The sequence below is a fragment of the Salirhabdus salicampi genome (genome assembly GCF_024259515.1).
GTDB classification, from domain to species: domain Bacteria; phylum Bacillota; class Bacilli; order Bacillales; family Alkalibacillaceae; genus Salirhabdus_A; species Salirhabdus_A salicampi.
This window is the reverse complement of record NZ_JANBWE010000001.1, coordinates 131,136-153,921: the sequence shown is the minus strand read 5'-3', so window position 1 is coordinate 153,921 and position 22,786 is coordinate 131,136. Positions and strand designations below refer to the sequence as shown.

At 35.3% G+C, this 22,786-nt stretch carries 21 protein-coding genes, 3 pseudogenes and 2 riboswitches; of the genes and pseudogenes, 4 read left to right on the top strand and 20 right to left on the bottom strand.

The window, feature by feature from the left end:
* The first annotated feature begins 29 nt into the window (after nucleotides 1-29).
* Both NLW78_RS00765 and NLW78_RS00760 read left to right on the top strand, forming a co-directional pair.
* On the top strand, nucleotides 30-1,154 hold the full coding sequence (locus NLW78_RS00765) for a YibE/F family protein (RefSeq protein ID WP_437181946.1): 1,125 nt from the start codon (nucleotides 30-32) through the stop codon (nucleotides 1,152-1,154).
* Nucleotides 1,151-1,912, top strand: coding sequence for a YibE/F family protein (locus tag NLW78_RS00760; RefSeq protein ID WP_254494362.1), 762 nt, complete (start codon nucleotides 1,151-1,153; stop codon nucleotides 1,910-1,912). Before NLW78_RS00765 ends, NLW78_RS00760 begins: the two co-directional genes overlap by 4 nt.
* 215 nt (nucleotides 1,913-2,127) lie before the next feature.
* Here the strand turns inward: NLW78_RS00760 and NLW78_RS00755 are convergent, their stop codons facing one another.
* The 7 genes and pseudogenes from NLW78_RS00755 to NLW78_RS00725 form a co-directional block, all read right to left on the bottom strand.
* Nucleotides 2,128-3,168: a FecCD family ABC transporter permease gene (locus NLW78_RS00755; protein WP_254494361.1), complete on the bottom strand. Its 1,041-nt coding sequence runs from the start codon at nucleotides 3,166-3,168 to the stop codon at nucleotides 2,128-2,130.
* The gene (locus tag NLW78_RS00750; RefSeq protein WP_254494360.1) at nucleotides 3,158-4,168 is read right to left on the bottom strand and encodes a FecCD family ABC transporter permease; all 1,011 of its coding nucleotides are present in this window, start codon (nucleotides 4,166-4,168) and stop codon (nucleotides 3,158-3,160) included. Before NLW78_RS00750 ends, NLW78_RS00755 begins: the two co-directional genes overlap by 11 nt.
* Before the next feature lie 57 nt (nucleotides 4,169-4,225).
* The gene (locus NLW78_RS00745) at nucleotides 4,226-5,170 is read right to left on the bottom strand and encodes an ABC transporter substrate-binding protein (RefSeq protein ID WP_254494358.1); all 945 of its coding nucleotides are present in this window, start codon (nucleotides 5,168-5,170) and stop codon (nucleotides 4,226-4,228) included.
* Between the two features lie 222 nt (nucleotides 5,171-5,392).
* On the bottom strand, nucleotides 5,393-5,617 hold the full coding sequence (locus NLW78_RS00740; protein ID WP_254494357.1) for a helix-turn-helix domain-containing protein: 225 nt from the start codon (nucleotides 5,615-5,617) through the stop codon (nucleotides 5,393-5,395).
* 10 nt (nucleotides 5,618-5,627) lie between these two features.
* A pseudogene (locus tag NLW78_RS00735) lies at nucleotides 5,628-6,103 on the bottom strand (DUF2975 domain-containing protein).
* A gap of 243 nt (nucleotides 6,104-6,346) precedes the next feature.
* Nucleotides 6,347-7,105, bottom strand: a complete 759-nt coding sequence (locus tag NLW78_RS00730) for a GTP cyclohydrolase II (RefSeq protein WP_254494356.1) — start codon at nucleotides 7,103-7,105, stop codon at nucleotides 6,347-6,349.
* Nucleotides 7,106-7,389: 284 nt separating this feature from the next.
* Nucleotides 7,390-8,241, bottom strand: coding sequence for a VOC family protein (locus NLW78_RS00725; RefSeq protein WP_254494355.1), 852 nt, complete (start codon nucleotides 8,239-8,241; stop codon nucleotides 7,390-7,392).
* A 256-nt stretch (nucleotides 8,242-8,497) separates the two neighbouring features.
* Between NLW78_RS00725 and NLW78_RS00720 the strand changes: the two genes are divergently transcribed.
* Nucleotides 8,498-9,037, top strand: coding sequence for a helix-turn-helix domain-containing protein (locus tag NLW78_RS00720; protein WP_254494354.1), 540 nt, complete (start codon nucleotides 8,498-8,500; stop codon nucleotides 9,035-9,037).
* Nucleotides 9,038-9,218: 181 nt separating this feature from the next.
* Here the strand turns inward: NLW78_RS00720 and arsC are convergent, their stop codons facing one another.
* The 13 genes and pseudogenes from arsC to paiA form a co-directional block, all read right to left on the bottom strand.
* The gene (arsC, locus tag NLW78_RS00715; protein ID WP_254494353.1) at nucleotides 9,219-9,638 is read right to left on the bottom strand and encodes an arsenate reductase (thioredoxin); all 420 of its coding nucleotides are present in this window, start codon (nucleotides 9,636-9,638) and stop codon (nucleotides 9,219-9,221) included.
* A 42-nt stretch (nucleotides 9,639-9,680) separates the two neighbouring features.
* Nucleotides 9,681-10,976 carry an arsenic transporter gene (locus tag NLW78_RS00710; protein WP_254494352.1) on the bottom strand — a complete coding sequence of 432 codons (1,296 nt, stop codon included), beginning with the start codon at nucleotides 10,974-10,976 and terminating at the stop codon, nucleotides 9,681-9,683.
* Between the two features lie 16 nt (nucleotides 10,977-10,992).
* Complete coding sequence (locus tag NLW78_RS00705) at nucleotides 10,993-11,340, bottom strand: ArsR/SmtB family transcription factor (protein WP_254494351.1); 348 nt, start codon at nucleotides 11,338-11,340, stop codon at nucleotides 10,993-10,995.
* A gap of 161 nt (nucleotides 11,341-11,501) precedes the next feature.
* The gene (locus NLW78_RS00700; RefSeq protein WP_254494350.1) at nucleotides 11,502-12,692 is read right to left on the bottom strand and encodes a chromate transporter; all 1,191 of its coding nucleotides are present in this window, start codon (nucleotides 12,690-12,692) and stop codon (nucleotides 11,502-11,504) included.
* A 14-nt stretch (nucleotides 12,693-12,706) separates the two neighbouring features.
* On the bottom strand, nucleotides 12,707-13,015 hold the full coding sequence (locus NLW78_RS00695) for a PadR family transcriptional regulator (RefSeq protein ID WP_254494349.1): 309 nt from the start codon (nucleotides 13,013-13,015) through the stop codon (nucleotides 12,707-12,709).
* 263 nt (nucleotides 13,016-13,278) lie between these two features.
* The gene (locus NLW78_RS00690; protein WP_254494348.1) at nucleotides 13,279-14,502 is read right to left on the bottom strand and encodes a diguanylate cyclase domain-containing protein; all 1,224 of its coding nucleotides are present in this window, start codon (nucleotides 14,500-14,502) and stop codon (nucleotides 13,279-13,281) included.
* Between the two features lie 165 nt (nucleotides 14,503-14,667).
* A riboswitch (cyclic di-GMP riboswitch) is annotated at nucleotides 14,668-14,754 on the bottom strand.
* Nucleotides 14,755-15,075: 321 nt separating this feature from the next.
* The gene (locus NLW78_RS00685; RefSeq protein WP_254494347.1) at nucleotides 15,076-15,999 is read right to left on the bottom strand and encodes a DUF5667 domain-containing protein; all 924 of its coding nucleotides are present in this window, start codon (nucleotides 15,997-15,999) and stop codon (nucleotides 15,076-15,078) included.
* Nucleotides 16,000-16,013: 14 nt separating this feature from the next.
* On the bottom strand, nucleotides 16,014-16,532 hold the full coding sequence (locus NLW78_RS00680) for a hypothetical protein (RefSeq protein ID WP_254494346.1): 519 nt from the start codon (nucleotides 16,530-16,532) through the stop codon (nucleotides 16,014-16,016).
* Between the two features lie 68 nt (nucleotides 16,533-16,600).
* A riboswitch (cyclic di-GMP riboswitch) is annotated at nucleotides 16,601-16,685 on the bottom strand.
* Between the two features lie 726 nt (nucleotides 16,686-17,411).
* Complete coding sequence (locus NLW78_RS00675; RefSeq protein WP_254494345.1) at nucleotides 17,412-18,011, bottom strand: pyridoxamine 5'-phosphate oxidase family protein; 600 nt, start codon at nucleotides 18,009-18,011, stop codon at nucleotides 17,412-17,414.
* Between the two features lie 348 nt (nucleotides 18,012-18,359).
* Nucleotides 18,360-18,836, bottom strand: coding sequence for a CarD family transcriptional regulator (locus NLW78_RS00670; protein WP_254494344.1), 477 nt, complete (start codon nucleotides 18,834-18,836; stop codon nucleotides 18,360-18,362).
* 282 nt (nucleotides 18,837-19,118) lie between these two features.
* Nucleotides 19,119-19,577: pseudogene (locus tag NLW78_RS00665) on the bottom strand (SpoVR family protein); the annotation flags it as partial.
* Between the two features lie 77 nt (nucleotides 19,578-19,654).
* Nucleotides 19,655-20,265, bottom strand: a pseudogene (locus tag NLW78_RS00660) (FMN-binding negative transcriptional regulator).
* 21 nt (nucleotides 20,266-20,286) lie between these two features.
* Nucleotides 20,287-20,805 carry a spermidine/spermine N(1)-acetyltransferase gene (gene paiA, locus NLW78_RS00655; RefSeq protein ID WP_254494343.1) on the bottom strand — a complete coding sequence of 173 codons (519 nt, stop codon included), beginning with the start codon at nucleotides 20,803-20,805 and terminating at the stop codon, nucleotides 20,287-20,289.
* A 488-nt stretch (nucleotides 20,806-21,293) separates the two neighbouring features.
* Between paiA and pdxR the strand changes: the two genes are divergently transcribed.
* Nucleotides 21,294-22,676, top strand: a complete 1,383-nt coding sequence (pdxR, locus tag NLW78_RS00650; RefSeq protein WP_254494342.1) for a MocR-like pyridoxine biosynthesis transcription factor PdxR — start codon at nucleotides 21,294-21,296, stop codon at nucleotides 22,674-22,676.
* Nucleotides 22,677-22,786 lie beyond the last annotated feature (110 nt).

The window sequence follows — 22,786 nt, the reverse complement described above, 5'->3', positions numbered from 1 at the left end:
TCATGATTGGAGTGGTTTTTTTGGGTTATATAGTAAACAAATTTAATGATTTAACATATAAGCAATTGATCCTGTACACCTTAATAGGTCTTAGCTTTTTTATCTCTATAGTTTTTGTTCATCACAATTATTCGTTTTATGAACGAACAATTGCGAAGATTACAAAAACCGATATTGTCGATCAAACTGAAGTCATAGATGCACATCAGAATGAAGATTTCGTATTTACCCAAAACATAGTGGCTGAAATGAAAAATGGTGAAAAAAAAGGACAACTTATTTACTTAACGAATACATACTCATTATCTGGAGCCTATGACCAACAATATGATGTAGGAGATGAGTTATTCGTTTCTATAAAAACGAATCATGAGGAAGAATTAACAGGAACTATACTAGACGTTAAACGTGATAAATACATCTTAATTGTAACGTGGATATTCATTTTCACCTTACTCATTGTCGGAAAAAGACAAGGCTTATTATCAATTATTAGCTTAGCCGTCAATGCGATCATCCTGTCATATGCCTTGGATATATATATAAACACAACAAACATTAGTTTGTTATTTATCTCGTCTATCAGTGTCATATTGTTTACTGTTATATCCTTGTTACTTGTTAACGGCTTTAATGAAAAGACGTACGCAGCCATTATAGCAACTTTACTAGGAACTATTTTCTCGCTACTCATTACTTACCTTGTTGTATGGTTAACTTCAGCAAATGGTCTAAGATATGAGGAAATGCAATTTCTAACCCGCACTTATCAAGCAGTGTTCATGGCAGGTTTATTTATCGGCTCTTTAGGTGCTGTTATGGATGTAGCCATAACAATGTCTTCGTCTATCTTTGGATTGTATGAAAAAAATCACAACATTTCCATAAAAGCATTGAAAACGTCAGGGATGGAAATTGGAAAAGATATTATGGGGACGATGACAAATATCTTGTTTTTTGCATATGTGAGTGGCTCTATTCCAATGCTCATTTTATATTTTAAAAATGCCTCGCCTTTAGGGTTCACCTTATCCATGAACCTCTCATTGGAATTAGCACGTGCTCTTGCTGGTGGGATTGGAATCGTTCTAACCATTCCTATTGGCGTTTATATTTCAATATTTTTCGTAAATCGAAAGAGGGCAAAATCATGAATGCACTAGTAATGTTAGCTGCAATTTTATTCATATTAATGACACTCATTGGCGGAAGAAAAGGCGTGCGATCGTTTATTGCATTATTTTTTAATTTTGGCGTACTTCTCCTTACAGTTATTCTCATGACAGAACCGAATACAAATCCAATCATTTTAACAATGATTGCGTGTGCCGTCATTAGTTGGATAAGTCTATTTTATATTAATGAAGTGAACAATAAGACAATTACAGCATTCGTTTCTTCTGTGATTACGATAGCCGTTCTTCTTATATTTATTGTCGTCGTGACGGATAAAGCTATGATTCAAGGCTTTGGGGAAGAGGAAGCATCTGAATTTTACATGTTCTCCCTACATATCGGGGTTGATTTTACGAAACTCGCAGCTTCTATGATTATTATGAGTACGGTAGGGGCAATCATTGATATCGCTATTTCCATTACCTCGCCTATGCGGGAAATATTTCTCCATAACCCAAACATTAGTAAAGATGCACTATTTAAATCTGGGTTAAGTATTGGAAGAGACATCCTTAGCACTAGCACAAACACGTTATTTTTCGCCTTTTTTGGCGGATATTTAGCATTGCTTATATGGTTTAAAGATTTATCCTATTCTTTTGGAGACATTTTCAATTCAAAAATATTTAGTGCAGAAATGATTACGATACTTTGTGCTGGAATCGGTTTAACGTTAGTAATTCCAATAACTTCCTGGATTACCGCATATTATTTAATAAAATCTAAGGAAAAATAGAAGGCTTCCTAATAGTTTTTAGCATGTCATCTATTTTTTAGGACAGTGTCCTATACATCAATTGAGTACACCTCCGATTATTTCGAAGTGTACTCAATTAATTACTCTATTAATTACTCTGAAGCCACAAGTTACAAATCTACGTGTATTGATCATTAACCTAACTTAATAAAAATATTTCACCAGTCGCTTGAACCTTTTTTAAAAGATTGTTACTAATTTATATGATGTCTATTCCGATACAATAGGTAAATAAAAAATGGTGCACCAAAACCAGCAGTAAAAACACCAACAGGTACATCTAACGGTGAAAACGCAGTTCTGCCAAACGTATCGGCTATTAGTACAATCAAGCTTCCTAATAAGGACGAGGTTATGGCAAGTGGGACAAAAGAGTGCCCAACTAATCTTTTGGCAATGTGAGGAGCAATTAAACCAACAAAGCCAATTCCCCCACCTATCGCCACAGCGACACCAGTTAATGCTGCGCTTACTACGAGAAGAAGAAAACGATAATTGTTTACTTTCACTCCTAAACTCTTTGCAACGCGGTCCCCTAATGTAAGAACGTCAATAGCTTTACCTAATAATAATCCGATTGGAATTAAGACAAATAGCCATGGTAATATCAATCGTATGTCATCCCATGTCGCAGCATAAATACTTCCTGTTAGCCATAAATAAGCTTGTGTTGCAGTAAACATTGAGCCTAATACAATCATCATTGTCGTTAGGGCACCTGTAGCCGCTTGAAAGCCGATTCCCAGCAGAATCATTCGTAATGGTGTTATACCCTTCTTCCATGAAAGTGCGTATATAAGTATAGCTATCATTAAGGCTCCGATAAAAGAAAATAAGGGCAACCAATTAATCGCCACACTACCTGAGAAGAAAACAATAAATGCCACCGAAAACACTGCTGCTCCACCTGTAATGCCTAATATTTCTGGAGATGCTAATGGGTTTCGTACGATTCCTTGTAAAATAGCGCCCGCTATTCCAAATGCCGAACCTACCAACAGTGCCAAAACAACACGGGGTAATCGTAGTTCGAAGACGATAAACGAATCCATTGGATCACCATTACCTATAAAAATGTCAAAAAGGCTCCATAACGAATACCAATCCCGTCCAATTGCTACACTAGTTAAAAAGGACACAGTAAGGATTCCCATCAAGGTGAAAAGAATCAATACATGTCGCTTCTCAACAGTAAAGGCAATGTAACGAGTTTTAATAAATAATTTATCCTTCATTATGGAACCCCCTTTTTCGAGCTAAATATAGAAAGAAAGGTGTTCCAATGAGTGCAGTCGTAACCCCTATTGGTAGCTCTTGTGGCATAATGACAAAACGTGATAATACATCTGCCAATAAAAGCAGTGAACCACCTAAAAGGATGCAATATGGAATAACCCACCGATAATCATTCCCCACTAAAAATCGAGCAACATGAGGAACAACTAAACCGATAAAACCTATGGCCCCAGCTACGGCAACTGACGACCCCGCTAAAACTACTATTAATATACCTATTATGCCTTTTACGATATTCACCCGAACGCCTAGTCCAGTGGCAACCTCGTCCCCAAACAATAATATATTTATAGATTGGCCCAAAAATATAGCGATCATTAATCCAACAATCATATACGGCATTACTGGGATCAAGACATCTAACGTTCTCCCGGATATAGAACCAGCTAACCAAAATAATACCTCTTGCAGCCCCGTTTCGTTTAATACGAGTACCCCTTGCGTAAAAGAGGTAAAAAGTGCTGTCATAGCTGCCCCCGCGAGAACAATTTTAATGGGCGTCATACCATCTCTTCCAATTGTGCCTAAGATATACACACAAGCTGAAGCTACTCCTGCACCAATAAAGGCAATCCACATATAGTGAACAAGAGAAGAAATTGATAGGAATGTTACCGCTAAGACAACGAAACAAATTGCACCTGCATTCACTCCAAATATTGTAGGAGATGCTAGTGGATTTTTGGTTATAGCTTGCATGAGCGCTCCAGATACTGCCAAACATGCACCGATTAAAGCCCCAATAATTGCACGTGGTAATCGACTGGATTGAATAATAATATGTTCGGTAGAATTGGCATTAAAATGAAAAAGGGCATGATAAACTGTTTGGAGACTCATGTCTGTTATTCCAAGTGCAATACTTAAAAAAAATGAAATTCCAAAAATGATAATACTACTAATGATGCCAATTATTTTAAGCGGTTCTTTTCTGAACATAAAAATACCCCGTTTTCATAACAATATATACAGTAAAGAATGGGGTATCCCCATTCTTTACTGTTCTAGATTATAAAATTCATAGAGATCATCTAACATCATATTAGCAGCAATTGGACCTCCACCCATGTTCCAACTAACTGAATTTACTTCATAAACTTCTTTGTTTTGTACAGCGTCTAAATCTTTCCATAACGGATGATCCTGCCATTCTTCCCTAGTAGCAAAAGGTGCATCACCACTATAATTATCCGTAATGTCAAAAATAATATCTCCGTTCATTTGTGGAATGCTTTCTTTCGTATTCAATTGCATTCCCCAAATTTTTTCACGTTGGTTCTCCGGTCGAGCAAAACCTAAATCATCCAAAACGACTCCACTAAATCCGTGCATATAAATTCGAGCATGATCAGCCATAAAACGTACGATGGATACTTCCTTACCTAATATATCACTCCCTGCTTTATCCTTAAAATCAGCAACACGATCATTCCATTTTTGTAAAATTTCATCAGCTTTATCTTCGTCTTCTAACGCCTTGCCCATAAGTTGAACTGTATCTTTCCATTCAAATACTGTTTCTTCCATAACGGTTGGAGCGATCCCGCTTAGTTGCGTATAAAATTCTTCATGTCGTAATTTTGATGCGATGATTAAGTCTGGATTCAGTTTTCTAAGAACTTCTAAATCCGGTTGCGTTTCAGCCCCTAAATTTTCTACCCCTTCTAAGTCATCACGAATATATTTATAAAAAGGTTGTTCAATCCACGATTCAACAGCCCCGACTGGCTGAATATCAAATGCGATTGCTGCATCCGTTGCCCCTTGATATAGGGTTACGATTCGTTTTGGTGTCCCTTCAATTTCGGTTTCCCCCATGGCGTGTTCAATAACACGCACATTTTCATTAGTCATACTATCTTCCTCATTACTTCCACAAGCCATTAGGATAACACTTGTTAATATTAAAATAAAAGGTAAGGCAATCTTTTGGCAAAACATTTTTTCCCCTCCATATGTATAGTTTCATCAAATTCTAATTGATAATGATTTTCAATATCAATAACAATTAATAAGATAAAAGATACAGAAAAGATTGTCAATAGGAAATTTAAATACTAAAAAGATAGATTCGTACATGTAACTAAGCACGTTATTTCGAGTCTATACATAAAAACCGAGTCATATATGCTCGGTGTTTTTTCAATCCCATATCGATAAGCACTAATATTTATCTGTTTTTTCGTCAGCTTTATACTCTAAAATGTCTCCGGGCTGACAATCTAATGCCTTACAAATGGCCTCTAATGTTGAAATTCTAATTGCTTTTGCCTTACCATTTTTCAATATAGATAGATTTGCCATCGTGATTCCAACCTTGTCTGAAAGTTCAGTGACACTCATCTTTCTCTTCGCTAACATCACATCAATGTTAATGATAATCGCCATGTTTTTCACCTCAAACTGTTAAATCATTTTCTGATTTTATATTTATTGCTTCTTGTAAAAGTGTCTGGAGAACAGCAGCAAAGACTGCGATTACAACTGAAGCAAAGGGAGGAACGATCCCGATTAAAATGAGACCAGGTGCATCATCGATTTCAGCTACAAAATAAACAAATGGCATAATGACAACATACAAACCAAAGGTTGTGGTGGCACAAAATTTGATTTACCTTAGAGCTTTCACAGACAATTTAGAGAAGGTATCATTCTTATCTATATAGATTAAAAGTGTAAATGCCTGATACAATCCAATAAAAAACGGTATTACAGTTACATACATTGCTATTAAAATGGGATAGATTAAATGGGCATAATTTGGATTAACAGGGTGTTTCGCTAACCAAAACAACCCATATATAGCAAAGCAAGAACTGGAGTTGCAATTAGTATAACAGCTAACTTTAAAAAGAGCGTCGAAACTCGTTTCATAATATACACCTCAGATGATTTAATGTTCATTTAAATTCACTACAATTTTTATCGTTTTACAATAAATTTTTATTAAAATAGGATATTATTTTATTGTTGAATGTACTAACACAAAAAAAGAGTATTCTCATTTAGTGAATACTCTACAAATTCTCGAAGCAATTCTATAGAATCAAATATAAAATTCGCGAAAAATGATTCATATATTCTCATGATTGTTTAGTAATAGTAGAAGTCATGCTGCTAGTTTTTACTAAATGTCTCCTCTTCTTCAATATGACCCGAACGATTTATTTTTGTTTTTAAATATTTTTCATTAAACTCTGAACGATCACCCCACAGAGGCACTCTTTTCAATACGGTTAAACCAGCATTTTTTAAAGCCTCTAATTTCTTTGGATTATTCGTCATCAAGGTAACAGGTTTACTTCTAAGTGCTTTCAATACATGGATCGCATCACTATAATTTCTGGCATCGTCAACAAAGCCAAGCGCTTCATTTGCCTCAACCGTATCGTAGTCATTCTCCTGTAGAATGTAAGCCATCGCTTTACTAAACAGGCCAATTCCTCTACCTTCATGATTTGCTAAATAAAATAAAGCACCTGTACCATGTTCAACAATATTTTTCATCGATTGTTTGAGCTGAAAGCCACAATCACACCTTTTACTACCAAAAATATCACCTGTATGGCATATCGAATGCATTCTAATAATTGCATCATCAGAATAGCTAAAATCACCATAAGTTAAAACACTAGATTGTTGTAACTCCGCTAAATTAACAGAAGATAATTTTTCAATAATCTGATTGTAATCTTCAGTTATCTCATCATAATTTAGCCAGCTATACCATTGAAAATTAACCGTCTCTTCAAATAAATTAACAGGAAGATTTACAGGTCCAACTAAATAAATGCCACCATTTTCATTTGTTTTTATTAATTGTATTTTATCTTCAAGAATGGAAAGAATCTTTGAATCGAACTTTGTTTGTGTCATTGTTAATCCACCTTTTTATTAGTTTATCAAGTGAAGGAATGAACTATTAGTTCTAATTTACTTATTTTATCATTATCGAAAGAAAGCATTACCTCAAATAAGAAGCAATGCGAATTTTTTAATACACCTAGTTTATATTGGTTGAATTATTCGTTTTTCTCTCGCTAAAAAGAATCGATCGAATTCGCATCCTGCCATTGGCCATTCCCTAAAAAACAACGGTCAGATTTACTTTCAATATGGCTCCAATCATGATTACAGTTAATAAACCAGTAAATGTATATTTAGACTTTCAAACGAATCTGATTACCAGACGGATCTGATGTAACGAAGACACCATTTTCTTCTTCGATGGCTGCACCGATTTCCTCCAACTGGGCAATAATTTTATTTCTCTTTTCCTTAGTTGGTATTTGTAACGTAAATGATTCAAGGCCCACACTATTAACTGGTGGTTGAGGAGCACCTATACCGTTCCATATATTCAAAGCTATATGGTGATGATAGTGACCATCCGAAATAAAAATTGCATGGTTCCCGTATCGGCTGACTACTTCAAATCCTAGTCCCTGAACATAAAATTCTTGATTTTCTTTTAACTCCGATACATGTAAATGTAAATGCCCTAATAATGTATCAGCAGGTAGACCGTTCCAAGAACCTTCTCTTGCCTCCGCTAGGAGATTTTCAACATCCAATGGTTCTGATGGCATAAGTACTTCATTATTATTCCATATCCATTCGGATGGACACCGATCGGAATACACTTCAATACCATTTCCATCCGGGTCAACCAAATAAATAGCTTCACTTACCAAATGGTCGGATGCTCCTTGTAAGGGATAACCAATTTGAACGAAGTGTTTTAATATTTGGCCTAAATCGGATCGGTTTTGTAATAAAAGAGCAAAGTGAAATAAACCAGTAGTCAGCTGTTGTTTCTGTATTACGTCAATTGGTTGTTCAATTGATAATAGTGCAGTCTTTCCGTCCGTAGTTAGTTTTGCAGTACGTTCTGTTTGTTCCAATATTTCAAAACCAATTATATCTCTATAAAATATTAAGGAACGTTCTAGATTTTGCACCTTTAAGTTAACTTGATTAACGAAGGTAATAGGTTTACGGTGAAAATTCATTTTAATTCCCCCTTTTTAGTCTTATATTCGTCTTAAAAACTAGATGTAGTCCCTTTATCAAAGCAAAACCTTATTCAATTACAGAAAAAATATTCGTATTAGAAAACATTTGCGCAAAAAATATATGGATAACTGTATTCCTATATGAAAATTTGATATTTATAACATAACAACGTAATATATAGATTGTCAATATTTTTTTTGCTAATATATAAACATGTTTCCTATTAGTAAACTTATCTACGAGGTGATTAATTTGGATATTGGCACTAAAATCCGCGCAATACGAAACCGAAAAAAAATAACGATAGCACAAATGTGTGAAGGGACTGGCCTTTCAAAGGGCTTTATAAGCAATGTTGAAAACAATAACACTTCACCTTCCATTAACACACTAAATACAATTGCTTCATTTCTTGGAATACCTCTATCGTACTTACTCCTAGAAAAGAAACAGCATATGCGTGTAATACGAAAAGATAAGAGATCAAAATCAACTTTTAATGACCTAAAGATTGAGCATCTTACTTCTAAGGGTGGTTTGAGAATGATGATTGTAGAATTCCCTCCTGGAGCAACAATAGGAGAACCACATGCCCACGAAGGAGAAGAATGTCATTTAGTGTTAGAAGGAAAAATCCTTGCTGAACAAGGAGAAGACTCTATTATTGCAGAAAGTGGTGATTCCTTTAGTTGGAATGCAAGTGTGCCACACTTTGTGAAAAATGTTGGTAATCAGAAAGCGGTAGTATTAGTTTCTATATATTCAGATACCGAATTAAACGATTTATTATAGATTAAACGTAAGCAAATCTCTAATCCTAATATACTTACTTTCCCTCCATCTTTCTTTCAACTAAAAAACCAACATCTCTCAATGTTGGTTTTTAGTTAATTGACATATTTACATAAAGTTACATGAAACTTGGGAACTACTACATAAGATACAACTTAATGATTATAAGAGGCATTTTCATTTATTCCCCTGTTTCTTTAAAACGTTTGATACGGCCTCCGATTTCATCACGTACTCGCTGGAAAAATTCCCATTTCTCTTCTTCCGTTCCTTCTGCTTTTGCTGGGTCGTCAAAGCCCCAATGATCACGTTTTACATGTGGGGGAGTTGTTGGGCATTTGTCTGCCGCATCACCACATAAGGTAACAACTAAATCTGCATTGTTTAAAATCTTTGAATCAATAATGTCGGACGTTTGGTTCGTGATATCAATCCCAATTTCTTTCATCGCTTCCACAGCGTTCGGATTCAATCCATGAGCTTCAATCCCTGCACTCTTTACATCCCACTCATCTCCAAGATAATGTTTCGCCCATCCTTCTGCCATCTGACTTCTACAAGAATTACCAGTACATAAGAAATAAATTGATTTTTTTGACATATTCATTCTCCTTTGTTGCAGTTAAATTTTTATGTTAACTCGTTACATGAAGCGTAAGGTTATATATAAGCCTAATAAGGTTACAAACAAGGTCGGAATCGTTAAAATAATTCCTGTTTTAAAATACGTTCCCCACGATATCTTCACACCTTTTTGCGAAAGAACGTGTAACCATAATAAGGTTGCTAATGAACCGATTGGTGTAATTTTCGGACCAAGGTCGGAACCAATTACATTCGCGTAAATCAATGCTTCCCGAATCACTCCATCGGTATTCGTTTCAGCTATCGCCAGTGCATCAATCATTACTGTTGGCATATTGTTCATAATTGATGACAAAATCGCAGCAATATAACCCATCCCTATTGTTGCGGCGAATAATCCATGATCAGCCGTATATTGGATTAAGTCTGCTAGCACAGAGGTTAGCCCAACATTACGTAGCCCATAAACGACCACATACATTCCAATAGAAAAGAACACAATTGCCCAAGGGGCTCCTCGAAGAATTTGTATCGTTTGTACAACTGGACTGTTTCTCGCCATCATTAAGAAGAAAACGGCAATGACGCCAGCTATAATGGATACAGGGATATGGAAAAACTCACTTACAAAATAACCGATTAATAGTATCGAAAGTACAAACCATGACATTCGAAACATTTTGTGATCCCGTATTGCTTCATTTGGCGTTTTCAAGTTATCCATTTTATAATTACGCGGAATGCTCTTACGAAAATATAAATATAGGACAGTAATACTTGCTACTAACGCGAAAAGATTAGGTATAACCATTCTGGAAGCATACTCCACAAATCCAATTTTAAAGAAGTCTGCTGATACTATATTTACTAAGTTACTAACAATAAGTGGCAACGACGTCGTATCGGCTATAAAACCACTTGCAATAATAAAAGGGAAAATCATTTTCTCACTAAAATTCAAATTCCTTACCATAGCTAAAACAATCGGAGTTAGAATGAGCGCAGCTCCATCGTTAGCGAAAAAGGCGGCTACAATTGCCCCTAATATTGATACATACACAAACATGCGAACCCCGTGTCCTTTAGCGGCTCTAGCCATATGTAAAGCTGCCCATTCAAAAAATCCAATTTCATCGAGGATTAAAGAAATAATAATAATGGCAATAAAAGCTAATGTTGCATTCCAAACAATACCTGTCACATCAATGACATGACTAAAGTTTACAACGCCTACCATTAAAGCAACGATTGCCCCTCCACAAGCCGACCAGCCAATTGAGAGACCTTTAGGTTGCCAGATGACTAAAATCAATGTTGCAATAAAAATTACAGTTGCCAATATAAGTTGTGTCAATTGGTTTACCTCCACTTTATTTACATGTAATTCTAAGTCCCTTTTTCATAAGATCTTCCAACTTATTTCGTTGATTCGGTATATGTTCTAATAAACTTTTAATAAGAGGATATACGTTACTCGTTTTATTTAAGGAATAGAAAATCCACTGTCCTTTTCTTGTTTCATTAACAAGCCCGATAGTTTTCAATTTTTTCAAGTGCTGACTAATGGCTGGCTGACTCATTTCAAATAATTCTACAAATTCACATACACAGCATTCATTTTCATCTAAAATTTTTACCATTGTTAGTCGGGTTTTGTCCCCTAATAACTTTATCGCAGCCGCAGCATCATCTATCTCGATTAATTGTTCAAATCTCATTTATACACCCCCATCTTAGTGAGAGATAAAGTATATAACTAATCGCTTATATAATAAAAGACTTATATAAAAACGTCAATTCCTTTGCTGCTATTATTCCTGAAATGTCGTTTAACATGAGTCAAGCTACCTCGCAAGGTAGCTTATTTCCTAGCTATTCATTAAATGAATGTCATGAAAAGTCCACCAATGGCACCTGTTAACACAATCATCCAAGGTGGCAATTTCCAAAACACTAACATACTAAACAAAATAGCACCGAACGCAAAATCTATTGGACGCAAAATAGAACTCGTCCAGATTGGCTGATAAAATGCTGCAATCAAAATACCAACAACAGCAGCATTGACCCCCATTAATGCTCCTTTTATGTTCGGATTACTACGCAAAGAGTTCCAAAATGGCAATGTACCAAAAATTAATAAAAAAGCAGGTAAAAAAATCGCAATTGTAGCTAATAGCCCGCCTTGCCAACCATTAATGACCGCGCCTAAGTATGCTGCGAAAGTAAACAGTGGACCTGGTACAGCCTGAGCAGCACCATACCCCGCAAGAAAGGCCTCTTCACTAAGCCAACCAGTTGGTACAAACTCTCGCTCTAAAAGGGGTAAAACGACGTGCCCACCACCAAATACTAATGAACCAGAACGATAAAAACTATCAAACATTGCCAACCAATTTAAGGATGTCATTTCTCGTAAAATTGGGAGTAAAATTAATAATCCAAAAAACAATGTTAAACTCACAACAGCAAAACGTTTTGAAATAGGAAAGTTTAATTCCGTATGATCAGTATCTTTATGATTTTTAAAGATTACATAACCGATAAATGCCGATATAAGAATGATTCCGATTTGTGTAAAAGCTGTTTGCCACGTAAGTGCGATCACTAAAGCAAATAATGCGATTGCTTTTCTCGTAAGATCAGGAGTAAGTTTATTTGCCATCCCTAAAATTGCGTGTGCGACAACAACAACTGCTACAATTTTTAATCCATGAATCCAACCTACATCATCAACATTTAACCCTTGAAGAATTAATGCAAAAGCAATTAAGGCGATAACGGAAGGTAGGGTAAATCCGATAAAGGAAATGACACCACCAATCGCCCCTGCCCTCATTATTCCGATTCCCATCCCTACCTGGCTACTAGCAGGACCAGGCAAGAACTGGCATAAAGCAACGAGATCGGCATACGTTTTCTCATCCATCCATTTTCTTCTCCGGATATATTCTTCGTGAAAATATCCTAAATGGGCAATAGGCCCACCAAAGGATGTGAACCCTAATCTAGTGGAGACGAGTAAAAGTTCTAACAATGATTTTAAACTTGTATTTCTTTTCTGAGACAAAGTTTTCACCTCTTTTAATCTTTGATTTCCTTAAACAGTTCAAAGGCTTTTTTTCTAGCTTCAATTAACACCTTTTCTCCTTTGTCCGTCGTGGTATAATACTTGCGAATTTTCCCGTCTACATTCTTTTCCTCTTTCGTGAGAAGTGCTTCCTTTTCCATAGAATGTAGAATTGGATAAAGGGTACCAGCGCTTATGTCATATCCATGTTCCCTTAGTTCTTCAAGCATCCATGATCCATAAATTGGATGCTCTTTTGCATGGTGTAAAATATGAATTTGGATAAAGCCTAAAAAGAGCTTGCGCACAACCTTATCCTCCACTGAATAACACCTCCTTACACCAAAATCGAAAATCAATATCGAATATCGATATCAAAAATATAACATGAATGAAAAGTCATCTTCAAGAGCGTTATAGTAAGATTTACATTCTCTATCATTCACAAAAAAGCTGCCACTATGGGCAGCTCACAAATACTTGTTCATCATCAAAAACAAACCTCTACATATACATTTATATTATGATTTAGAAAAGATGATACCTTCTATTTATCAAAACAAATAACTTTGGTGTTTCTCTTCCATCAAATTTCATTATAAAACCTATACGAATATTTCCCATGAGCTTTGGCATTATACATTGCCTGATCTGCTTTCTTAATGAGGGTAACATAATCCTCACCATCTAATGGATATATGCTTATACCGATACTCGGAGTAACTGTAATATCTTCATTTGATAGGACTGGAAACGGATTCTTAAAGGTTTTAAGAATTTTGTTTGCAATGTTTTCAACTTCTTTCTTATTACAATCCTCTAAGGTGACGATAAATTCATCGCCCCCAATCCGGGAAACAGTATCTTCTTCTCGAACAGATTTTTCTAGTTTTTCTGCTACTTGCCTTAATAAGTTATCTCCAACGTCGTGTCCAAGCTCATCATTTACTTGCTTAAATCCGTCTAAGTCAATAAACATTAGACCCATTAACTGTTCTTTTCTTCTTGCACGTGACAAGGATTTCTTTATATAACCCAGAAAAAATTCTCGATTCGGTAAGCCTGTTAATGTGTCAACATATGCGATCTGCTTAAGATTATCCTCTTTTTTCTTCCTTTTTGAAATATCTCTACCTACAGTCATAACCATTTTTTTATGACCAATCAATAACGGGCGACTGCTAAACTCAAATGGTAACTCTTCGTCGTTTTTGGTCACTAAATTTACGTCCATAACAAGCGACTTATCTTCACTTAACTTCTTTCGTAATTTTGGTAACCTTTTCACTTTTGTTTTTTCATCTAAAAGTGCAGAGGGATCCAAAGAATAGAGTTCCTCTAAGCTATACCCCGAAACTTCGGCTACCTTATGATTAGCCTCAACAATACGGCGAGCTTTTCCAGTTTGATCTAATTCAATTAACAGTATTAAGTCATGAGCATTATCAATTAAAGTACGGTACTTTGTTTCACTTTCAGTTAGTCTTTTTATCGTCTTAAGTAACTCCTCATTTACCCCTCTGAGTTTGCGTTCATTTTTGCTGAGGATTTCAGCTAACATTCCCGTACTTATTGCAATAAACAATAATACCATTGCTTCTGCAATCATAATTGTAATATCTTCTATATTTCTTGAAAAAGCTCCAGGATGCATTAGCCATTCCCAAAAGAGATGAGAAATTAAGCTTATAAACCCTCCAATTACCCCTCCTCTTATTCCAAAATAATATGCCAGTAAATATACGGGGATGACATGGATAAACCACACTAACTCTGAATTAAACCTAAAGTTGTCTAAAAATATCGGCATTATAAACACCACTATAGTTACTAACCAAGAAACTGCCGGAACCTTCCTTGCAGTATTACGGAACGAAATCATATATATCAACCTCACTAATGGCTCATTTTTTCTGTAGTTTTACAGTTTTAGAAATAAAAATAAACACACCGTTTATTTGGTGTGCCTTCACAAAACGGCAGCTGGCTAGCATAGTCTGTTTCGACCTAAGCCCCTGTAGCTTTGCGTCCCAACATTTCTGTAGGTTTGCCCTTATCAATTAACCTGACAAATTCCAATATAACATAAACACAATAAATGACCTAGTGTTTTTTGCCTACTAACATGTCAAATACCCCCTTAATATATAGGTATTTATACCTGTTTTCTTTATACATTTCCATGAAACCCGCTTTTTATGACCTTTTTTTGTAGAGGGAAGTGTAGGGGAAAATAAGGAGGTTCTATTTGAGGGCTTTACACATGGCTTTAGTACAGACCCTTCACATTTGTTCCATTGGGTTGTTACACCGTTTCTCAATACCCTAGAAATTTCTTCTCAAAAATAAATCCGCATATGTTTCCATATGCGAATTTCGTTACTTATTGTCTACCGTTAGAAGCATTGTTACGTTTGTTCTGCCCTTGTTCTCCTGCAACATTAGCTTTCTCAGGTTTCTGAGCCTCGTTACTACTTTCCCGTCCCTGAACTTCCCCTTCACTTTCTTCAACTTCTTGTTCTTCGGCTGAATCTACATCGTTTGCATGATTCTCTTTTTGCCCTTGAGCCTTTTCATTCGCGCCACTTGCACGATCCTGAGCTTCATTCTTTCTCTCTTCCCCTTGTTGTTTTGCGTCATTTGCACGTTCCTGAGCTTCGTTCTTTCTCTCTTCCCCTTGTTGTTTTGCGTCATTTACACGTTCCTGAGCTTCGTTCTTTCTCTCTTCCCCTTGTTGTTTTGCGTCATTTACACGTTCCTGTGCATCGTTTTCCTTTTTTTCACCTTTTTGGTTAGCTTTTTCAGCTTTCTGCAAAGCTTCTGCTAACTTTTCCGATGCTTTTTCTTGGTTTTCAATAGCTTTTGAAATTCCCTGTTTAGCTTCTGCCGGGAGATCTTCACGTTCTAATAACGCTGTTAAACGCTCTGTCCGTTCTTTACTCTTTACCGCAACAATTGTTGCTATCTCTGTAACGTCTTTTCCTTCTTCTTTCGCTTCTTCAAGCTTTCTCTCAGATTCTTCTAGGTGTTCATTATAATCTTCTAATAACTCTTCCGCCTTCTCTTCATCACCTGTTTCAATTGCTAGCTCAGACTCATCTAGACGGTCATCCGCATATTCATCTTGGAGTAAAGCTTTGTCCCCACTATCTTCTGTCAACTCGTACTCCACTTCCTCCATTAAACGTGTTGTATCGTATAAGTCTGAGTTTGGATCAACTACCTCATCATGTTCATCTGCAAAAGCTTGTCCACCTGCTAAAACTAACCCTGCGCTCAACGTTACACTTAATAATTGTTTTTTCATTTTTTATCCTCCCCTTATATGGAAATATTGTTTAATAATTTTTCGATTTTTTCTTTGTTTGCCTCGTATTCCGTTACAGGAACCATAAAAGTAAACACGTAAACATTATTATGTTCTTCTCTTAAATAAACCTCAGTTTTTATACTTTCGTTCCGCTTTGACTGAAACGATAAATAATTATCTTCTTCCTGGATGATTTCTACATCACCTGCTCCTGTTTTCAACTCTTGTTTTACTTCATCAAACGATTTTTCGTTTGGTACTACCGTTAAAATTGCTTTAACCTTGTCACCATTCAACATAACATTTAAACGATTGGAAGCTAATTTTTCATCAGTAATTTCCCAACCAGTTGTTTCAAAAACTGTAAGTTGGTCAGATTCATACATAGCCAATTGTTCTGGCTGGTCCCCGCTGGGTTCCTGTTGTGGGGGTTGCTCCTCATTTAGTGACTGGTCGCTTTTTTCCCCACCTCCACAAGCCGTTAACATAATAATAAACAGCGTAGAAATCATTAGTGTACTTTTCATCATCTCTTCACTCCTCTCAACAACGTCTAACAAAAGACACACCCCGTTTTAAACAAGGTGTGTCTTGTACAAACGGTAGCTGGCTGACATCGTCTAACGACTTTAGTCCCTATAGCTTTGCGTCCCTAACTTTCGCTAGGTTTGCCCTTATCAATATTTAGTTAGCACCATTATGGTTAAAAATATCTAAAAATCAATAAAGATTATTTCCTGTTGTGTATAAAGTTCGTAGTTTTCTTGTCTTTTTTGGGGGTGGTTATAAATTTTTTCTAGAAATATTTTAGAAAATCCTCAAATAGATATGATAAAAAGAAAATTGGAGGAAATCACATGCATTACTTCCCACTTATTCTTATACTATTAGTAATTTTCCTTAACGGTTGTCACTAGGTTCCCCATCCGTCCGGGTATCAAAAGACTCATTCATTACTAGCACACACTCGTTATCTTTCCGTTGCGTTTATCACGTAATATCTATCAGGTGGCGACCACATTACTTTGTAATATCATTTTTCACGTCATCTAATGAATTTTCCTTAATATCTTGGAAGCATTTGAAGATCCATTTTGCCTTAACTTGTATCGAATTGCCCTTTTCATGTTGTCGTCGAGCTTGTCATATAACCAAATCGCTTTGATTTCATCGGCGGTGATAATCCTTCTGTATAGTTTAGAAACCACCCTATCATCCGAACTCATTTAAGACATTTCTCCTTTTCTACTATTCTTATTCCGTATTATATACAATTATAGGTTAGTTCGCACATATTTCGTTTATTGTTTACTGGTACATTGTAGTTTTCTTTTAATGTTAAGATAAAGGATCCATCTTGATTTTTAATAAATCGTAAAGGAATACATTTCTATAATATAAAAACATATTTAAAAATTTTTTCTTTGTTTTACTTTAAAAAAATCTCCACCTTTTTGTTTCTCATCATCAGTTCCCCAATGAATTTTTTTGTCCATCTGTTTTAGCTTTGGAATATGTTTTGAACAGTGGATATACGCTTCATCAACTCTGATAACTACCCAACGTTCTGGTTTATTCCCTTCTTTTTCTTTAATATCATCAACCATCTTCTGTATCATGTTTAGTGAAGTCAATTCCTTATTTTCTATTATAGAGGCTTTACCATTGACGTGTAATCCAATGTTCTGCTCAAAGAAATCTATAAACATTAACCCTATATGAGGATTTTCAATTATGTTTCCTAAACTTGCCATAACACCATTTCCTTTGTACTCGGGATATATTAATGTTTTTTCATCAATAACCCGTACGAAACCTGCTGAGCCAGCTCTAAAAGAAGAATCACAGTTACCACTTGAATCAGCGGTTGCAATAAATACCATTCCTTGCTTTGATATAAACTCTGCCATTTCCTCATTTACGTAATTCAGCATTTGGTTTTCATAAAATGAGGCTGCTTTCTTTGTTGTTCCATATTGTTCTTGAAGTATTTTTTCACCTCTCGACATGTTTCCCGCCCTTTCATATATTCTTTTTTATATTTTAGCACATAGAAATGGGGAGGGTATTATTCAACTGATTATTATGAAATAAACCCGTTTAAGAAACCTGTCATTTTACTTCAATACAAAAAAAGCATTACCGTTGTTCCAGTAATGCCACCGTTTGTTGAATGTTGTAATTCCATAACAATGAAAGATTCTGTATCTTTCACCCTACATCCAGAGTGTAGACATAACAAAAGAGGTTAATAATTCTTAAAGTGAGTTGAATTTCGTTGTCCTTGAAATGTTTGACTTATTCCGAAAAAATCAGGCTATTTTTAGGGAGATATAAGACATGACCTAAAAATAGCCTTAACAAAAACCCTTTATATCATTTTCAGTAATCCCTTTAATTAATTTCAGTTCACTAATTAAAAATTCATGTGCGTTATCCAACATTTTTTTTTCGCTTGTATTAAGTGCTTTCTCTTTCTTCATACGCAGTAAATCACGTACAACTTCAGCACCTTCTTGTATTTTACCCGTTTTTATTTTGTCCGTGTTCACTTTAAACCTCTGTTTCCACGGTAATAATCTATCTGATTCTCCATGTTGAAAAATGTGTATAATGTGTTTTAATGCCATTATGTCAGTAACTGGGCGTATACCTGAGCTCACTATTTTATCCGTGGGAATCATGACCTGCATATTACTAATTAACATGTTTATAACATAATACTGTTGTTTTTTCCCCGAGATTTCCTTTTCTTCAATAGCTTTAACTGTACCTGTCCCGTGCATTGGATAAACGATGTTATCGCCAACTTGCAACAAATTATCCACCTCCATATATGGTAACCTGCTTAAGCTTAACACATTTAAAATATTTTAGCAAATATTTTATAATATCATAATTTTATTTTCAGTGTCAACGATTTATTTCGAGAATTAAAACAGAATGAACTGAAATTATGATTAAACCTAAATCACTCCGTGAAAATATACTACTACTGTTTAAACAAAACATTCTATCACAATTAAGGTGTACTGTTTGTTCAAAAAACACATTTTCTTCTTTATTCCAAACTTCTCGGCCCCGTTCAATAAACAAAAAGCCGCCCTTCAGGCAGCCTACAAATAACGCTTCTTCACTTTATCAGAATCACTTGAATACAGCACATTTCTTCCTTCCACAACGGTTTCCAGATGGACGGTGCGTCCCCACAGTTGATGAATATAAGGCGTCGTTTTTTCTAAATAGTTAAGATCTTACTCTGTTCCTTCGTAGTGGTGTTTCAAATACAATTCTCCATTTCTTTGGTAGTCTTCATTTTCTACTGTAATGTATGGATATCCTCCATTGACCCGCATGGTGATAAGCTAATCCAGAACTTCGGTCCAATCCTTTTCGATTACTTTATAATCTCGCCCTGAGTTTGGGGTAACCCCCTGTCGTTTCATTTCTTCCGTTGGATTATTGTACCGCTCCTCAATATCTTCAAAGATGGTAATACCGAGACAATAAGGATTAATTGATGTCTTCGATGACTGAATTATTCTTGAGTGAAGCTTCGCGAATTCAATTAGCTCACTTTCTATCCATAAAACGATTTACGGATTTTTCATATATAGTTCTCCTTCTATAATCATATTAAGCTAATTTATAATCACTCTCTTTTCTTCATAACTTCTGCTAATGCCTTAGAATTTAAATCTTTTTCCTCATATAATTTATCAATGATGTTGTGGTAGTCTTCTTCATTTCTATTTGGGCTTAGTTTATAAGCAGCTTGGACTTCTTGCACTTTAATTTTAAAACCAACAATACCCTTGATTTGTTTTTTCGTTTGTGAAGAAAGTTTCTCCCATAAAACTGGATTCCTACGATGCTTTTCATATTTCTGTAATAGTAGTGTTAGGTCTTCTTCCAATTCTTGTTCACTCATAATACTAGCTGTTCCATATACATGGGTGATTGATAATTCCATGTTGGTACATTTTCAGACTTATACCACGATGATGAAATGTAAGCATGTGGACCTTGATACATAATAAGTGCATTTTCGTTATGATCCTCGAACGTTCTCCATTGAGGATTCGCATAAGCCATATGTCCAGATATAAAGTATTCATCCCCGTGATTATGTAACTCCAAAGGCAAATGGGTAGCAATAGATTTACCTTGTTTTGTCGTTACAATCGTTCCAAAAGAATTCATCATAATAAATTCTCTAATTTCATCAAAGTCAGTTACTTTAAAATGTTTAGGAATAAACATGATAATCCACCTTTCAAAAAATCATTTGAGTTTTTTGATCATTATATAGTCGGTTTGTTCTTCATCCCCCATATAAAAAGAGTGGGATCCAGTTTGAACAAACCCCATTCTCTTATAAAAAGCAATAGCATTTTCATTTTTTTCCCATACGCCTAGCCAGATTTTCTTTTTATTATGTTCAATCGCAATTTCCATTGCTTTATTTAGCAGATATTTACCAAACCCATGTTTTTGAAATTTGCTTTTTAAATAAATTCTCTCGATTTCAAGCGATTCATTACCCATTTCTTCAGACTGAGCATCATTGGTATTGACCTTTAAATATCCAGCGACTTCATTATTAAAATAAATAAAAAAGAATTGCGAAGAAATATTGGATAATTCTTTTTCCAACTGTTTAAAATTAAACGCCTTTTCCAAATAAGCTTTCATGTTTTCAGATGAATTCTGACCTTTGAATGTATCGTTGAAAGTCTCAATACTTATATCTTGGAGTATATGTAAATCATCACGTTTGCACTTAATTATTTTTATCGTCATTTCAATATCTCGCTCCTTAAATAATCAATATTTCTTGTTGCCTTTTTTTACAAATTACCGTTTTATCTATGTTCTTTCTTACCCTTTGAAGAAGATTCAAGATGGTTTCCTCTTCACATCCAGAAGGTGGAAATCTAATGATTATTCTTGTGTTTGAAAAGCTAATCTTAATCCTAAACCAATAGAAGGCATTCCAACGGCTTTTCCAAACCACTTGGAACTCCACCTGTTACTGTTTTAGTAATTGTTAAAAATACAGCTGGACCTGACGTTAAAAATAACACCAAAACAAAGAAAATAAATGTTGTCATCTATCCAATACTTCCTTTCGTATATACTTGATTAGACCCCTCCATGATAAAGCCTTTGCAATCTGGCTAGCTGCTTTTTTTTACAATTTTATGTTCTATATGAGTTATTCTATTATGCAAACTGACATTAAAAAAGGTACAATTATTAATAATTTTACATGTCAAAGGTGATCGCCAATGAAAAATGCCATTTTTGCATTTAAGGATGACTCTCCCAAGTACAAACAAATCTACGAGCAGTTTAAAATATTTATAGAAAGTGGTGACATACTAGCTGGTGACCCACTGCCATCCATTCGCCAACTTGCAGATTCCCTTCAAGTAAGCCGCAATACGACATTAATGGCTTATGAGCAGCTTGTAGCTGAAGGTTATATCCGTGGAGAAGGTCGAAAAGGGTATTTTGTAAATGAATTAGATCCACTTTTATTTCAAAATGCCTCAGTTCTACTTCCTAATAAAAAGCAAACAAAGTCTGTGACACCAGCCCAAATCGATTTCCGAGCAGGAGCCGTAGATCAAATCAATTTTCCCCTGAAAATTTGGAGAAGAATAGCAAACCAAGTTTTAACATTACAGGAGAGTTATCGATACGGGGACCCCTTTGGTGAACTGTGCTTGCGTGAACAAATCGCTACATATTTATTCCAATCTCGGGGAGTAAAAACAGATCCAAATGCAATTATAATAGGCAGTAGTACCCAACAAACGTTAATTTATCTCGGACAAATTCTGAAGGATAATTTCAGTAGCATTATTGTAGAGGACCCAGGTTATGATGGAGCAAGGGAGGCTTTTCAATTTCACAATTTCTCGTTTGAAACTTTACCAGTATATAAATCAGGTACTGATTTCTCAAAATTAGAACAAATTACTCCAAGGTTAATCTATGTAACACCCTCCCATCAAAGTCCAATGGGAGTAAGCATGTCTATCCAACAAAGGCAAATGTTAATTCATTGGGCTAACAAGAATGATGGTTTTATTATTGAAGATGATTATGATAGTGAATTTCGCTATACGCAACAACCATTTCCAGCACTGGCATCCATTGATTCAACAAGAGTCATTTACTTAGGGAATTTCTCAAAGTCCTTTCTCCCGGGAATCCGTTTAAGTTATATGGTTTTGCCACAAAAACTTTTAAAGCGTTATAAAAATCAATTTCTTCATTTTGAGAGTACCACTTCACTTCTTAACCAGCTTACAATGGCTAAATTTATGGAAGATGGAGAATGGATTCGCCATATTAAACGAATGCGTCTTGTTTATAAACGAAAAATGCAATGCTTAGTTTCAGAATTAAAAAAACAATTCAAACAAAATATCTCTATTATTGGGGAGCAATCTGGTTTGTACCTACTAGTTAAGATACATCTAAATCGTTCAGAGGAATGGCTAATTGAACAAGCTTCCTATTTTGGTGTTAAGGTGTATCCTACCTCTATTTATTACATAAAAAATCTTTCTGATGATCCAATTATTAAACTAGGGTTCAGTAATCTTGCGTGTGAGGAAATCCAGTTAGGTGTAAATCTTTTAAAAGAGGCTTGGTCATAAAAAACATATGTAACGATACAATTACAAAGGAACGCTGGAGTAAGGCTTACAGGATGCAGTTTTGTGCTGCATCCTCTATTATTTTCTCTTATTAAACTAAACCTGCCTCG

Bases quoted from the DNA above. Each gene is read 5' to 3' on its own strand.
- NLW78_RS00760 (WP_254494362.1), top strand. From the start codon at position 1,151: ATGAATGCACTAGTAATGTTAGCTGCAATTTTATTCATATTAATGACA.
- NLW78_RS00755 (WP_254494361.1), bottom strand. From the start codon at position 3,168: ATGAAGGATAAATTATTTATTAAAACTCGTTACATTGCCTTTACTGTT.
- NLW78_RS00750 (WP_254494360.1), bottom strand. From the start codon at position 4,168: ATGTTCAGAAAAGAACCGCTTAAAATAATTGGCATCATTAGTAGTATT.
- NLW78_RS00745 (WP_254494358.1), bottom strand. From the start codon at position 5,170: ATGTTTTGCCAAAAGATTGCCTTACCTTTTATTTTAATATTAACAAGT.
- NLW78_RS00740 (WP_254494357.1), bottom strand. From the start codon at position 5,617: ATGGCGATTATCATTAACATTGATGTGATGTTAGCGAAGAGAAAGATG.
- NLW78_RS00730 (WP_254494356.1), bottom strand. From the start codon at position 7,105: ATGACACAAACAAAGTTCGATTCAAAGATTCTTTCCATTCTTGAAGAT.
- NLW78_RS00725 (WP_254494355.1), bottom strand. From the start codon at position 8,241: ATGAATTTTCACCGTAAACCTATTACCTTCGTTAATCAAGTTAACTTA.
- arsC (WP_254494353.1), bottom strand. From the start codon at position 9,638: ATGTCAAAAAAATCAATTTATTTCTTATGTACTGGTAATTCTTGTAGA.
- NLW78_RS00705 (WP_254494351.1), bottom strand. From the start codon at position 11,340: ATGAGATTTGAACAATTAATCGAGATAGATGATGCTGCGGCTGCGATA.
- NLW78_RS00690 (WP_254494348.1), bottom strand. From the start codon at position 14,502: ATGCCGATATTTTTAGACAACTTTAGGTTTAATTCAGAGTTAGTGTGG.
- NLW78_RS00685 (WP_254494347.1), bottom strand. From the start codon at position 15,999: ATGAAAAAACAATTATTAAGTGTAACGTTGAGCGCAGGGTTAGTTTTA.
- NLW78_RS00680 (WP_254494346.1), bottom strand. From the start codon at position 16,532: ATGATGAAAAGTACACTAATGATTTCTACGCTGTTTATTATTATGTTA.
- NLW78_RS00675 (WP_254494345.1), bottom strand. From the start codon at position 18,011: ATGTCGAGAGGTGAAAAAATACTTCAAGAACAATATGGAACAACAAAG.
- NLW78_RS00670 (WP_254494344.1), bottom strand. From the start codon at position 18,836: ATGGAGGTGGATAATTTGTTGCAAGTTGGCGATAACATCGTTTATCCA.
- paiA (WP_254494343.1), bottom strand. From the start codon at position 20,805: ATGACGATAAAAATAATTAAGTGCAAACGTGATGATTTACATATACTC.
- pdxR (WP_254494342.1), top strand. From the start codon at position 21,294: ATGAAAAATGCCATTTTTGCATTTAAGGATGACTCTCCCAAGTACAAA.